Origin of the sequence: Arthrobacter sp. TB 26, from assembly GCF_000427315.1 — a bacterium.
Classification (GTDB): Bacteria; Actinomycetota; Actinomycetes; order Actinomycetales; family Micrococcaceae; genus Arthrobacter.
Genome location: NZ_AUPJ01000372.1, coordinates 8,624 through 22,310, shown reverse-complemented (window position 1 = coordinate 22,310; position 13,687 = coordinate 8,624). Strand labels below are relative to the sequence as shown.

11 protein-coding genes and 2 pseudogenes (1 of these 13 only partly in view) are annotated in these 13,687 nt (G+C 67.7%); 7 read left to right on the top strand and 6 right to left on the bottom strand.

All coding sequences use genetic code 11. From position 1 onward, the window contains the following. Positions 1 to 191 precede the first annotated feature (191 nt). The 4 genes from K789_RS0114430 to K789_RS0114415 form a co-directional block, all read right to left on the bottom strand. Positions 192 to 1,355, bottom strand: a complete 1,164-nt coding sequence (locus K789_RS0114430; protein WP_416352806.1) for an adenylate/guanylate cyclase domain-containing protein — start codon at positions 1,353 to 1,355, stop codon at positions 192 to 194. Positions 1,356 to 1,557: 202 nt separating this feature from the next. Further along, on the bottom strand, positions 1,558 to 2,163 hold the full coding sequence (locus K789_RS0114425; RefSeq protein ID WP_024367368.1) for a PH domain-containing protein: 606 nt from the start codon (positions 2,161 to 2,163) through the stop codon (positions 1,558 to 1,560). Beyond that, a complete protein-coding gene (locus tag K789_RS0114420; protein ID WP_024367367.1) occupies positions 2,156 to 3,082 on the bottom strand; it encodes a biotin--[acetyl-CoA-carboxylase] ligase in 927 nt (308 codons plus the stop codon). Before K789_RS0114420 ends, K789_RS0114425 begins: the two co-directional genes overlap by 8 nt. Positions 3,083 to 3,154: 72 nt before the next feature. Further along, complete coding sequence (locus tag K789_RS0114415) at positions 3,155 to 4,060, bottom strand: SDR family oxidoreductase (RefSeq protein WP_024367366.1); 906 nt, start codon at positions 4,058 to 4,060, stop codon at positions 3,155 to 3,157. 264 nt (positions 4,061 to 4,324) lie between these two features. Between K789_RS0114415 and K789_RS0114410 the strand changes: the two genes are divergently transcribed. From K789_RS0114410 to K789_RS0114400, 3 genes are all read left to right on the top strand, one after another. Further along, the gene (locus K789_RS0114410) at positions 4,325 to 5,908 is read left to right on the top strand and encodes an acyl-CoA carboxylase subunit beta (RefSeq protein WP_024367365.1); all 1,584 of its coding nucleotides are present in this window, start codon (positions 4,325 to 4,327) and stop codon (positions 5,906 to 5,908) included. A 50-nt stretch (positions 5,909 to 5,958) separates the two neighbouring features. After that, complete coding sequence (locus tag K789_RS0114405) at positions 5,959 to 6,207, top strand: acyl-CoA carboxylase subunit epsilon (protein WP_024367364.1); 249 nt, start codon at positions 5,959 to 5,961, stop codon at positions 6,205 to 6,207. Between the two features lie 101 nt (positions 6,208 to 6,308). After that, positions 6,309 to 7,970, top strand: a complete 1,662-nt coding sequence (locus K789_RS0114400; RefSeq protein WP_024367363.1) for a DUF885 domain-containing protein — start codon at positions 6,309 to 6,311, stop codon at positions 7,968 to 7,970. A 124-nt stretch (positions 7,971 to 8,094) separates the two neighbouring features. Here the strand turns inward: K789_RS0114400 and K789_RS0114395 are convergent, their stop codons facing one another. Continuing rightward, a complete protein-coding gene (locus K789_RS0114395) occupies positions 8,095 to 8,451 on the bottom strand; it encodes a VOC family protein (RefSeq protein WP_024367362.1) in 357 nt (118 codons plus the stop codon). A gap of 252 nt (positions 8,452 to 8,703) precedes the next feature. Here K789_RS0114395 and K789_RS23210 point away from each other — a divergent pair. Further along, positions 8,704 to 10,159, top strand: a pseudogene (locus K789_RS23210) (dicarboxylate/amino acid:cation symporter). 85 nt (positions 10,160 to 10,244) lie between these two features. Here K789_RS23210 and K789_RS0114385 read toward each other — a convergent pair. Beyond that, positions 10,245 to 10,817 carry a hypothetical protein gene (locus K789_RS0114385; protein WP_024367361.1) on the bottom strand — a complete coding sequence of 191 codons (573 nt, stop codon included), beginning with the start codon at positions 10,815 to 10,817 and terminating at the stop codon, positions 10,245 to 10,247. Between the two features lie 211 nt (positions 10,818 to 11,028). Here K789_RS0114385 and K789_RS0114380 point away from each other — a divergent pair, with 211 nt between their 5' ends. The 3 genes and pseudogenes from K789_RS0114380 to K789_RS23205 all read left to right on the top strand — a co-directional run. Next, on the top strand, positions 11,029 to 11,421 hold the full coding sequence (locus K789_RS0114380) for a YbjQ family protein (protein ID WP_024367360.1): 393 nt from the start codon (positions 11,029 to 11,031) through the stop codon (positions 11,419 to 11,421). A gap of 36 nt (positions 11,422 to 11,457) precedes the next feature. Continuing rightward, entirely contained in the window at positions 11,458 to 12,198 is a 741-nt protein-coding gene (locus K789_RS0114375; RefSeq protein WP_029705099.1) for a TetR/AcrR family transcriptional regulator, read from the top strand. Between the two features lies 1 nt (position 12,199). After that, positions 12,200 to 13,687: pseudogene (locus tag K789_RS23205) on the top strand (MMPL family transporter) (it continues 1,049 nt past the right edge of the window).

Sequence of the window (13,687 nt, the reverse complement as noted above, 5' to 3'; positions counted from 1 at the left end):
GTTTTTGGCCGCAGGGCTGCAAGGAAGGTCTTCATGTCTGCTGTGTCCCCCAGAAGGTCACGGCCACCGCGCAGGGCGCATCGCCTGTGGTGGTGCCGGATAGCCTCGACTATCGCATATTACCCATCGATTAGAGAAACCCCGGCGGCGTCAAGTCCGGCGGCCCCGGCATCGGCGCAGGTCAGGGGCGCTTAGTCGAGCACCAGGCCGCGGCCGCTGCCGCGCTGCAGCTGGACCGGGTGGATTTCGCCGAAGCCGCGGACGTCCTCGGCCGGCCGCGGCAGCAGGACGAATCGTTCGTCGTTTTCGAGCGCGGCTGCAGTCATCGAGTCCACCAGAACCGTTCCGGGATCCGCCAGTGCCGTGAGCCGAGCAGCCAGGTTGACCGTGGGCCCGTAAATGTCGCCCAGGCGGGAGAGGATGCGGCCCCAGACCATGGCGACGCGCGCCTCGGGCAGGATCTCGTCCTCAGTGAAGGCCTGGCACAGGGCCAGGGAGATTTCCGCCCCGGCCGCCGGGGTTTCCGCAATGTAGAGGACTTCGTCGCCCACCGTCTTGACGAGGCGGCCGCCGCCAACGGAGATGATCTCGGCGCATTTGTTCTCGAAGCGCTGCACCAGCTGGGCAAGGGTTTTTTCGTTCATGCGGCGGGACAGGCTCGTGTAGGAAACCAGGTCCGCGAAGCCGACCGCCCGGGCCAGCGGCAGTGGTGCGTCGTCCTCGTCGCCTTCGCGGCCTTCCTCACTGGAGGCCAGTCCGGCCTCGGCACGGACAGCCAGGCGCTGGACGCCGGCGTTGAGCTGGCGGCGCCAGGAATAGACCAGCATTTCCTCGAGCGCGTCCACGAGGGACGGCAGCTCGCTGACCAGGCGTTTGCGGGCGACGGCGTCTGAGACGCCCTGCTGGTGGACCATGTCCTCCACCAGGGCCTCGACCTGCCAGACGACCATGCGGTCCGTCATCTGGCCGATGGCGCGGGTGACGGAGATCGCGGCTTCCTCGGTGAGTTTGCCGGCGCGGACCAGGTCCACGATGGTGTTCAGCGCTGCCTGGTCGCGTTCGGTGAAGGCAACGTCCTCGTCACCGATATTGGGAAAGCCGAGGGCGCGCCAGAGTTTGCGGGCGGAGAGCAGTGACAGGCCTGCGCCGGAGGCGACTTCACGACGGCGGAGCTTGCGTTCCCCGCCGAGCAGCCGCTGCTCGAGGGCCTTCAGCGCGATGCGTTCGGCGGACATGGAGCCGGTGGGAGGAGCGACGGCGGTGCTCGCCGCAGCTGCCGTTGCGCCGACGGCGGCGGGTTCTGCGGCCGTTGAGCCACCGGCATCGGAGTCATCCGCCTCCGGCTCTACCGTGATGTCAGTGTCCGCGGAGTCGGGAAGCCATGCCTCGGAGTTGGCGTCGGCACTGCTGTCTTCCTCGGGGACGTCCCCGGTGTCTTCGACACCGCCGTCGGCGATGGCATCGAGAACGGCTGCTTCGAGGCTGGCGGTCTCGACGAAGGCATCCGAAAGGTGCGACGGCTCGTCGGCCAGCAGGCCCGTATCCCGGTGATCGTTCTCAGCGCTCATCTCTTCCACCTTCTCTCGTCTCCCACGGCCACGCCGCGTCGGGGTTGTGCATCAGGTCCGCGGCCCCCAGGACCTCCCGCGGGAGGTCGTCGACGGCGTCGAGGACAAAATTCCGGAACGTCGCGACCTCCGGGACGTCGGGAACCACCATGCTGGCGGGGTGCCCGGTCTCCAAGGATATATTCCCGGACCGCAATACGCGTTGGAGCAACGACTGGTGGATGACCACATTACGAACGGTGGCCAGGGAAACCTGCTGGTCCCGCCGCCTGAGCATGCCGTAGCGGGCAAGGAGGCGCTGGCTGGTCAGGGTGTACTTCGTGGCGTGCCAGGTCATGGCCCGTGGCAGGCAGTAGCCCAGCAGCACCCAGGCGGCGAGCGCAACGCAGATCCCGATCAGCCAGGGCGTCCACTCCTTCGTCTCCTTCGCGATGATCGGGGCCAGCTTGGCCGGGCCGCCTTTGACGATCCAGGCGCAGGCAAAAGCGGCCAGGGCGGGAACAACAATGAACAGCAGCGCCGGAACGATCAGGGTCCGGGGCTGCGGCCGGGTCACCACAATCACTTGTTCGCCCGGGAGGAGCTCTTTACGCATAGCCGCTTTCGGCGCTGCTGCCGCTTCCCTCGCCCGGCGGCGTCCAGGGCCGCAGGTGCACGACGTCGCCGGCCGTCACCACGTGCTCGTGTCCGCCGGAGTCCACCACCATGAGGGAGCCATAGTCGTCCAGCCGTGTGGCGTGGCCGATGATTTCGTGGTCGCCGGGGAGCTGGGCACGGACCTGCTTTCCCAGCGTCGTCAGCAGGTGCTCGACCCGCTTGTGCAGCGAGGGACCGCCGGCCAGCCCGGCGGTGGGATCGCCGTCGGCGTTGCAGAAGCCGCGGTAGAGCGTGGCGAACCGGGACAGGTAGCTCTTGAGCAGCTCGGTCCGGTCCACCGTCGTCGGGTGTTCCAGCAGGACGGAGGTGGCCGTGGGCACGGGAAGTTCCGCCTCGGTGAGGGTGACGTTCAGTCCGGTCCCGAGGACGACGGGCGGCACGGCGCCGCCCCCCATGGGGCCCAGCTGGGCCAGGATACCGGCGATCTTACGGCCGCGCACCAGGACATCGTTGGGCCATTTGAGCTCCGCGGGTATTCCGGCAGTTTCCAGCAGCGCCTCGCGCAGGGCAAGTGCCGCGAGCAGCGAGAGCCAGGAGTAGCTTTGGGTCGGCAGCGGGCGCCCCCCGGCGGTAACCGGGCGCAGCACCAGCGAGACGGAGACCGAACTGCGGGCGGGCGCTTCCCAGCGGCGGTCGAGGCGGCCGCGGGCAGCGCTCTGGTATTCGGCGGTGAGCACGGTGAGGTCCGGATACGCGCGGGGATCCTCGGTGACCCCGCGCAACAGGTCCGCGTTGGTGGAGCCGGTGGAGTCCACCACCGTGAGCTGCGGAATGCCGTTGGCGGAGAGGAACGCCTCTTCGCTGAGGGCTTTCACATCGAGGGGCGGACGGTCCGGGGCTTCCTGCGCGGCTTCCATGCTTTGAATCCTACCGAGTTACCGCCGCGGTGGCTCTTCCCGCCCGGCCGGGGACACGGAACCACAGGGAACTCAGAGGAAGATGTCAGGGATCAGCCGGTCTTCCGGGGCGCCCAGGCTGTACGGGGTGAAGTCTGTGACCCCGGCGGCCGCAAGGACCTGCTCGTCGGTGTAGAAGTTGCCGCTCCAGCTGCCGGATTCCGGGATCGCGTTGCTGCTGGTCAGCACGGCGTGGGCCGCGTCCGCCATGATGTCGGGGGCGCGGGCGCCCTGGACGATCGTGTCGCCGCCTGGCATGTTGCGGATGGCGGCGGTGTTGATCAGGGTGCAGGGCCACAGCGAGTTCACGCTGATGCCGTCGACCTTCAGCTCCTCGGCGAGGCCCAGTGTGGTCAGGCTCATGCCGTACTTCGCCATCGTGTAGGCCAGGTGCAGGCCGGCCCACTTGGGGTCGAGGTTCAGCGGCGGTGAGAGCGTCAGGATCTGCCCCGCATCGGACTCGCGCAGCGCGGGCAGGGCGAGCTTGGAGAGCAGGAAAGTGCCGCGGACGTTGATGTCCTGCATGAGGTCGTAGCGCTTCATGTCGACGTCGTCGGTCTTGGACAGGTCGATGGCCGAGGCGTTGTTGATGACGATGTCGATCCCGCCGAAGCGCTCGACGGCGGCGGCGACGGCGCCGGCGACGTCGGCGTCGTTGCGCACATCGCCGACCAGCGGCAGGGCCTGGCCGCCGGCTGCCTCGATCTGTTCGGCGGCGGAGTAGACCGTGCCTTCCAGCTTGGCGTGCGGCTGGCCGGTCTTGGCCATCAGGACGATGTTGGCGCCATCGCGGGCGGCGCGGGTGGCGATGGCCAGGCCGATGCCGCGGCTACCTCCGGAGATGAGGATGGTGCGGCCCTGGAGGGTACCGGCGGCCTGGTACGGCCCTGGCTGCTGGGATTGCGGGGCGGCGGCCGAAGCATCATTGCTCAAAGTCATGAGGACACTCTAGCCGACTTATGTTACTGGCGAGTAACAATGGCGCGCCGCGGGGTGCCGGCAGATTCCGCCGGCTCCGACGTGGCGGTGCCGGCGGGAGTCGGGCCGAATATTGTAGGTTTTCTACAGCGGCCTGGGCCAGTAGCCTCACTAGACTTGCCATCAAGGCCCGGCTTTTGTGGATACCAGCTAAAGCGCCACGCAGGCAGGGCCACCGCACCACACGATTCAGCAGAACATCAGCTACAGAGCCGGAGACACTTGATGAGCCACGATCTGACCACGACCGCGGGAAAGATTGCCGATTTCCGCGACCGCCAGGCCCGTGCCGAACAGCCCTCCGGCCCGGAAGCGATCGAGAAGCAGCACGCACGGGGCAAAAACACCGCCCGCGAGCGCATCGACCTGCTGCTGGACGCCGGCTCCTTCGTCGAGTTCGATGCCCTCGCCGTGCACCGCTCCACCGCCTTCGGCATGGAGAAGAAGAAACCGCTGGGCGACGGCCTGGTCTCCGGCTATGGCACCGTGGACGGCAGGCCCGTGGCCGTCTACAGCCAGGACTTCTCCGTCTACGGCGGCTCGCTGAGCCAGGTCAACGGCGAGAAGATCGTCAAGGTCCAGGAGTTCGCGCTGCGCAACGGCTGCCCCGTGGTGGGCATCCTCGACGGCGGCGGCGCCCGCATCCAGGAAGGCGTCGCCTCGCTGGCGATGTTCGCGGACATCTTCCGCAACAACGTCCACGCTTCCGGTGTTGTCCCGCAGATCTCGCTCATCATGGGCCCCTCCGCCGGCGGCGCGGCCTACTCCCCCGCCCTGACCGACTATGTGGTCATGGTGGACAAGACCTCGCACATGTTCATCACCGGCCCGGACGTCATCAAGACCGTCACGGGTGAAGACGTGGACATGGAGACCCTCGGCGGCGCGCGGCAGCACAACGCCAACACGGGAACATCCACCTACCTCGCCTCCGACGAGGCCGACGCCGTCGAATTCGTCCGCGAACTCCTGGACTTCCTGCCGTCCAACAACCTCGCCGAGGCCCCCGTGCTGGAGCACTCCCAGGAGCTGGAGCTCGACGACGAGGACCTCGCCCTGGACGCGTTGATCCCGGATTCGGCCAACCAGCCCTACGACATGCGCAAAGTCATCGAGCAGATCGTGGACGACGCGCATTTCCTGGAGATGCAGTCCCTCTACGCGCCGAACGTCATGATCGGCTACGGCCGGGTTGAGGGCCACACCGTGGGCATCGTGGCCAACCAGCCGATGCAATTCGCCGGCACCCTGGATATCGCCGCCTCGGAGAAAGCGGCACGTTTTGTCCGGCACTGCGACGCCTTCAACATCCCGATCATCACGCTCGTGGACGTGCCGGGCTTCCTGCCGGGCAAGGACCAGGAGTTCCAGGGCATCATCCGCCGCGGCGCGAAACTGCTCTACGCCTACGCCGAGGCCACCGTGCCGAAGCTGACCGTCATCACCCGCAAGGCCTACGGCGGGGCGTACATCGTGATGGGCTCCAAGAAGCTCGGCGCCGACCTCAACCTGGCCTGGCCCACCGCGCAGATCGGCGTCATGGGCGCCCAGGGCGCGGTCAACATCCTGTACCGCCGCGAACTCGCCGCAGTCGCGGAGGCCGGCGGCGACGTCGAGGCCAAGCGCGCCGAGGTCATCCGGCAATACGAGGAGGAGCTGCTCAACCCCTACCAGGCCGCCAAGCTCGGCTACGTCGACGCCGTCATCGCCCCGTCCGAGACCCGGGTCCAGATCATCAAGGGCCTGCGTGCCCTGCGGGACAAGCGCGCCAGCCTGCCCGCCAAGAAGCACGGGAACATCCCGCTGTGATCCCCACCCGCCCCCTAACCTCGCAAGCTCGGCCAGGGAACCCAGCAGGCGTGGGCCCACCCGCGGATCCGCCGGCCGGGCCGGCCGACAACCAGCCGGCGGAGCAGCCCCTGCTCGCCGTCATGAAGGGCGAGCCGACGCCTGAGGAGCTCGCGGCCCTGACCGCCGTCGTGCTGTCCCTGGACAGCGGCGGACCGGCCGCCCCGGAAAAGCCGAGCGCCCGGCACTGGATCCGCCGGCAGCAGCTGCAGCTGGCACCGAAGCCCGGCCCAGGCTCCTGGAAACGCAGCCGAGGCTAAGAAAAGTTCAGTAACCCTTTCATAACTGGCGCGGCCGGGCTAGTGTCTTTCGGGTGACTATCGAACCCACTGAAAACACTGCCGCCAACAACACGGTTCCAATGCGCCCGCACACTGCCATCGATGCCGTCGCCGATGCCTTCACGGACACGTTGATCCGGCTTAACCCGAGCTTCGCCACGGAACTCGGGCTTCCCGGGCACGAGACCGAATACCAGGACTTCTCCCCCGCCGGGCACGAGGAATTCGCCGCGGCCGCACGCGGGGCCCTCGCCGCGCTGGACGGGCTCGAGCCGGCGGACGACGTCGACGCCGTCACCCTGGATGCCATGCGCGAGCGCCTGGGCCTGCAGCTGGAAATCCACGAATCCGGCTGGGACCTGGCCGAGCTGAACAACATCGCCTCCCCGGCGCAGGAGATCCGCGCGATCTTCGACCTCATGCCGACGGACACCGCCGCGCAGTGGGGCCACATCGCGGGACGCGCGCACAACGTCCCCGCCGCCTTGGACGGCTACATCGTGTCGCTGCGCGCCGCCAAGGACAACGGCAAGGTTGCCGCCGAACGCCAGGTCAGGATCGTGATCGAACAGACCACGAAGCACGCCGCGGAGGACGGTTTCTTCGCCCACCTCGCTGCCAACGCCAAGACCGCGGACGGGCCGCTGCCCGAAGACGTGCAGTCCAGGCTCGACGCCGGTGCTGCCGCCGCGCGCGTGGCCTACTCCCGGCTGGCCGGTTTTCTCGAATCCGAGCTGCTGCCCGTCGCCCCGGAGAAGGACGCCGTGGGCCGCGAGCGCTACTCACTGGCCTCGCGCGCATTCCTGGGTGCCACGGTGGACCTCGAGGAAACCTATGCCTGGGGCGTGCAGGAGCTCGACCGGCTGATCGCCGAACAGGAGCGTGTGGCCAACGAGATCCGCCCGGGTGCCACGATCGGGGAAGCCAAAGAGGTCCTGAACGACGATCCCGCCCGGCAGCTCAAGGGCACCGATGCCCTCCGTGTCTGGATGCAGGAGCTCTCCGACAAGGCAGTGGCGGACCTCGCGGGCGTGCACTTCGACATCCCGGAGGTCATGAAGACCCTGGAGTGCAAGATCGCCCCGACCGACGAGGGCGGCATCTACTACACCGGCCCCTCGGACGACTTCAGCCGCCCGGGCCGCATGTGGTGGTCAGTACCGCCGGGCGAGGACACCTTCACCACCTGGGCCGAGACCACCACGGTCTACCACGAGGGCGTACCGGGCCACCACCTGCAGGTCGCGACCGCAACGTACCGCCGCGAGCTGCTGAACAAGTGGCGCCGGAACGTCTGCTGGACCTCCGGCCACGGCGAAGGCTGGGCGCTCTACGCCGAGAAGCTGATGCAGGAACTGGGCTACCTCAAGGACCCGGGCGACCACATGGGCATGCTGGACATGCAGCGGATGCGGGCCGCGCGCGTCGTGTTCGACATCGGTGTCCATCTGGAGTTGGAGGTGCCCGAGCGTTGGGGGTCGGGCACCTGGACCCCGGACAAGGGGTACGCGTTCCTGAAGCAGAACCTCGCGATCAGCGAGGGCCAGCTGAAGTTTGAGTTCACCCGCTACCTCGGCTGGCCGGGCCAGGCGCCGTCGTACAAGGTGGGCCAGCGGCTCTGGGAGCAGATCCGCGCCGAGCTCGAATCCCGCCCCGGCTTCGAGCTGAAGGCTTTCCACACGAAGGCCCTCAACATCGGCTCCGTCGGCCTCGACACCCTCAAGCGCGCCCTGCTGGGCTAAGCCGGCACCCTGGCCCCGCCGAGGTGAGATTTCGCGCCCATGCCCTTCAATGTCATGGGCGTAAACTCTCACCTCGGCGCAGACCGGCGGGATAATCGCCGCTCTGTTCCCGGAGGTGAAGCCGTCAGCTCAGGCAGAGGCACAACGGGTGGCCGGCCGGGTCAAGGAAAACCCGGAACGTCGTTCCCGGCTGGTAATCGTGCTTGGTCGCGCCGAGCTCGAGCACTGCAGCCTCGGCAGCGTCGAGGTCGTCGACCACGACGTCCAGGTGCATCTGCTGCGGCACCTCCTGGCCGGGCCATTGCGGCGGCCTAAAGGACTCGACCCTCTGGAAACTTATCGAATCGCCGTACTCGGCGCGGGCGGACCACCAGTCCTCGTTCTGCTCGACTTTCCAGTCGAGCAGGGCTCCGTAGAACTCGGCCAGGGACTTGGGGTCAGGACAGTCGATGACGACGACCGGGAAGCGTGCGATAGCCATGGCCACCACTCTAGGACGGACACCATGCGCGAGTTGGCAGTTCGCGGCAGTGTTTTCCGAAACATTGCCGCGAACTGCCGACTCGGCGCAGACCAGCGAGACAATCGCCACACCCGGGGCTGGAATAACTTCACAAACGGGCAGTCCTGCGGCGTAATTCCAAGGCTTCCGCAACTGGGGCCATAACCCTGCCGCGTAACATTTCTCAACATCCGTTCGTCGTGATAGACGCGCCGGTTCTAGCGTGTTCCGGTGAGCACTCAGACAAGCACCCCCGCANCCCGCCGGAAAGACCGGCATCCAGCTGCCCAAGTGGGCCGGCTCGTTCGGCTTCCAGATCATCGCCGCCCTGATCGTGGGCCTGGGCCTTGGCCTCCTGGCCAAGTACACGGGCAGCACCAAGGCGAGCCCCAACGCCCTCGGCGCCACCCTGCAGACCATCGGCTCGAGCTACGTCTCGCTGCTGCAGACCGCCGTCGTGCCCCTCATCTTCACCGCCGTCGTCAGCTCGATCTCCAACCTCCGCGCCGTTTCCAATGCCGCCCGGCTGGCCTGGAACACGCTGCTCTGGTTCGCCATCACCGCGCTGATCTCCGTGCTGATCGGCATCGGCCTGGGCGTATTCCTGCAGCCCGGCGCCAACACGGGCATCACCCAGGAAGCCAAATACGCCGGCAAGTCCGGTGACTGGTGGGCCTTCCTGACCGGGCTGTTCCCGAAGAACTTCCTGGGCCTCGGCGCCAGCACCACCGTCACCGACGGCGTCGCCACCACCGCGGTGAGCTTCAATGTCCTGCAGATCCTGGTGATCGCCGTCGCCGTCGGCATCGCGGCGCTGAAGGTGGGCAAGGCGGCCGAGCCCTTCCTGAACCTCAACGCCTCCGCCCTCGCCGTCATCCAGAAGGTCCTCTGGTGGATCATCCGCATCGCCCCGATCGGCACCGTCGGCCTGATCGGCAACGCTGTGGCCATCTACGGCTGGGACACCATCGGCTCCCTGGGCAAGTTCACCTTTGCCATCTATGTGGGCCTGGCCCTCGTGCTGTTCGTGGTCTACCCGGTCCTGGTCCGCACCCACGGCCTGTCCGTCAAGCAGTACTTCTCCGGCGTCTGGCCGGCCGTGCAGCTTGCCTTCGTCTCCCGCTCCTCGGTGGGCACCCTGCCGCTGACCCAGCGCGTGACCGAACGCAGCCTGGGTGTCCCCCGTGCCTACGCCTCCTTCGCCGTGCCGCTGGGCGCCACGACCAAGATGGACGGTTGCGCCGCGATCTACCCCGCCATCTCGGCGATCTTCGTGGCCCAGTTCTTCGGCATCCAGCTCGACTTCACCCAGTACCTGCTGATCGCCCTCGTCTCCGTGCTCGGTTCCGCCGCCACCGCCGGGACCACCGGCGCCGTCGTGATGCTGACCCTGACGCTCTCCACGCTGGGACTGCCGCTGGCCGGCGTCGGGCTCCTGCTCGCGATCGACCCGATCCTGGACATGGGCCGCACGGCCGTCAACGTGGCCGGGCAAGCCCTGATCCCCACAATCGTGGCCAAGCGCCAGGGCATCCTGGACGAGTCGCTGTACAACGCGCCGCGCAACGGTGACCCGTTCTCGGACGAAGTCGACGGCACGGTCGACACCGCAGCCGCTGACCCCTCCGCCGCCCCTGCTCCCGCAGGGTCGCCGGAAGGCCGCGAGCTGACCGGCGCCAGGGCGTAGCCCTTTGCGCCAGGCATGACACAAGAAGTCCCCGGGAGGTTCCCGGGGACTTCTTTTTAGTTGTGCCGCATCAGGGAAGGCGGTCCTAGTGTCCGCCTCCGCCGATCACGCCCTTCTCCACGGCCTTGGTGACGGCGTCTGCCTCGGCCTGGGTCAGGGTGCCGTCGGTGACAGCCTTGTCCAGCCTGGTCTTCAGCTCCGCAGCGCGGTCAGCCTGGGCCGCGCTCCGCAGCTCCTCCAGGGCCGTAGTGACCTTGGATTCGTCAATTCCCAGCGACGCCGCCAGGGATTTCGCCAGTGCTGCGTCCATCGTGGCGCGGTCGGGCTTGGTGCCTTCGGCCGGCGGGGTGGTCGGCTTGTTGGCTTCGCGGAAGGCCTGCAGGGCCTCGGTCACCTTGGCCTCATCAACGCCGAGCTTCGCTGCCAGTGCTGCAGCCTGGGCGCCGCCGCGCTCTCCGCCACCGTGTCCATGTCCGCCGGGCATGCCCGGCCCGCGCATGCCCGGGCCGTCAGTGGTGCCGGGCGTCGCATCTGCCGAGGCGCTGGAGCTGGGGGTGGGGGTGGTGGCGGCTGACGCCATCCCGGTAACTCCAAGGCCGGCGCCCAGTGCCAGTGCCCCGGCCGAAATGGCGAGCGTCATTCTCTTCGTACGTGACATGTGCTGTCTCCTGGTCTGCAGCCTGGTGACGGCTGCGATTGGTGGTTGTCTCTTCCAAGACGTGGTTCCAGTCTCCGCCGGCCGCTTCGGCAGGAGCTGTTCGGAACCTTTCATCTTCCTGTGAAGGTTGGTGAGGGCCCGGGCAATTCTTCGGGCCGGGTTTCCGCCGCCGTTCCGGTCCGGAGCGTCCGGCACTGGGTAGGCTCAGGGCATGCTGATTGTGACCTCCAACGACATCCCCGGCCACCGGATCGACGCTGTCTTCGGCGAGGTGATGGGGTTGACGGTCCGTGCCCGGGATATCGGCGGCCAGGTGATGGCCGGCTTCCGCTCAATCGGCGGCGGGGAACTGCCCGAAATGACCCGCATGCTCTACGAGAGCCGGCAACAGGTCATGGCCCGGATGGTCACGGAGGCGGAGCAGCGCGGGGCCAACGCAATTGTTGCCATGCGCTTCGACAACTCACAGCTGGGGACCACCTGGACCGAGGTCTGCGCCTACGGCACGGCCGTGTTCGCTGTCCCCATCCCGGCAGGCGAACCGGGCGCCACCGGACAGTCCGTTTTCCTGACGAAGTCCGGCGCGGACACAAACTTGCCCTGAGTGCAAAAATGCACGTAGTGTAATTGCGTGTCCACCTTGCCTCCTTCTCGCGCAGCCGCGCCCCCGGCATCCGCCACCGCGCTCCCCGAACTTCCGTCCGTGCCGTCGCGCCGCGAGCTGAACAAGGCGGCAACGCGCCAGGCCATCACCGATGCCGCCCTTGCCCTGCTCCGGTCCAACGGGCCCGGCAATTTCACGGTCGAGGATGTCGCAGACGCTGCCGGGATCTCCCGTCGCACCTTCTTCAACTACTTCGGCAGCACCGAAGCCGCCATTGCTGCCGTCACCTTCGGATTCCTGGACAACGCGCTTCAGCAGTTCCGGCTGCGCCCGGCAGGGGAACCCTTCCTGGAATCGGCGCGGGCAGCCCTCGTGGAGCTCGCAGATCCCATGACGGTAGCTCCGCTGGCCGAGCTGTACAGCCTCGGCCAGGCCAATCCACAGCTCAGCCGGTCCGAGCTGGAAGCCTGGGACCACTGCACCGCCCAGATCATCACCGCGGCCCGCGAGCGCGTCAGCAGGGCCGGCGGCGTCGAGCTCGACGAACTGTACCTCCGCGCCCTGGCCGGCTCAGTCATCTCCTGCGGCAAAGCGGCCATGGACGTCTGGTTCTTGCGGTGCGGCGGATCCCTCACCGCGGAATCCCTTTCCACCCTCCGGCAACTCCTGATCGATTCCATGGGCCTGCTGGGCTCCGGATTCGCCCGCCCCGACACCCACCAGGCCACTATGGTGGCCACCAATTCCACCGCCACCCCTTTCCCAGATCGGCACTGACATGGCACTTTTGCTCTACCGCCTCGGCAAGTTCTCCTACCGGCACCGCTGGCTCGTCATCTCCGTCTGGCTTGCCGTGATGGTGGCCGTCGGTGGCGCGGCAGCTGCCTTCCACGGCACCCTGTCCAACAACTTCCAGATCCCCGGCACCGAGACGCAGCAGATGGCGGACAAGCTCAAGAGCGAGCTCCCCTCGTCCTCAGGCGGTTCGGCGAGCGTTGTGTTCGAAGCCAACGACGCCCAGTTCAGCCCGGCCGGAAAGGACGCCGTCACGGCTGCGCTGGCCAAGCTCAAGACCCTCCCGGATGTCCAGGGCACGGTTGACCCGTTCGCCACCCAGGCACAACTGGACAAGGCCGCCGCCGACCTCGCCGCCGGCAAGGAGCAGTCCGCTGCCGGCAAGGCCCAGCTGGAGACGGCCGCAGCCGAACTCGCCGCAGGAAAGGCCAAGCTGGACGCTGCCGAACAGCAGATGGCGGCCGCCGGCATGCCGCCGGCCGCCATCGAGGCGCAGCTCGGCCAGCAGAAGGCTGCCCTCGCCGAAGGCCAGGCAAAGCTCGACGCCGGCACCAAGGAACTGGAAGCCGGCGAGGCAAAGCTGGCCCTCGGCACACGCCAGCTCGAGGCCTCGAAGGGCCTGCGGTTCGTCTCCGAGGACGGCAAGGCCGCGATCGCGCAGGTCCAGTTCAAGACCTCCATCAACGGCCTCAAGCCCGAGGTCCGCCAGGAAGTCCAGGACATCGTCAAGGAGGTTTCCGCTGCCAACGTCACCGCCCTGCCCAGCAAGGAAATCAGCGAGGACATCTCCGAGCTCTTTGGCACCGCCGAGATTCTCGGCATCGCGGTCGCCGCCCTGGTCCTGATCATCATGCTCGGGACCCTGATCGCCGCCGGCCTTCCGCTGCTGATGGCCGTCGTCGGCGTCGCCGTCGGTGTGGGCGGCACGTTCGCCCTGAGCGGCGCCATGGACATGAGCTCCATCTCCCCGATGCTGGCGCTGATGCTCGGCCTCGCCGTCGGGATCGACTACTCCTTGTTTATCGTCAACCGGCACCGCGGCCAGCTGCTCGCCGGCATGGACCCCGAGGAGTCCGTGGCGCTGGCCACCGGCACGTCCGGCAACGCCGTCCTCTTCGCCGGCCTTACCGTCATCATCGCCCTCGCGGCCCTGGTGGTCCCGGGCCTTCCGTTCCTGGCCGTCATGGGTCTCTCGGCCGCCGCGACGGTAGCCGTCGCCGTCGTCGTTGCCCTGACCCTGACGCCGGCTGTCCTGTCCCTGGTGGGCCGCAAACTAGTCTCCAAGCGGGCCTGGGCCAAGGCGGAGCAGCACAACGCCGCCCCCGGACACGAAACCGAGGACCGCACCAAGGACGAATACCGCAGCAGCCACGGCTGGGGCGGCATCGTCACCAACCACCCGTGGCTTGCCCTGCTGGCAGGAGTGGTACTGCTCGGTGTAGTGGCGCTGCCCGCGAGCCAGCTGCGGCTT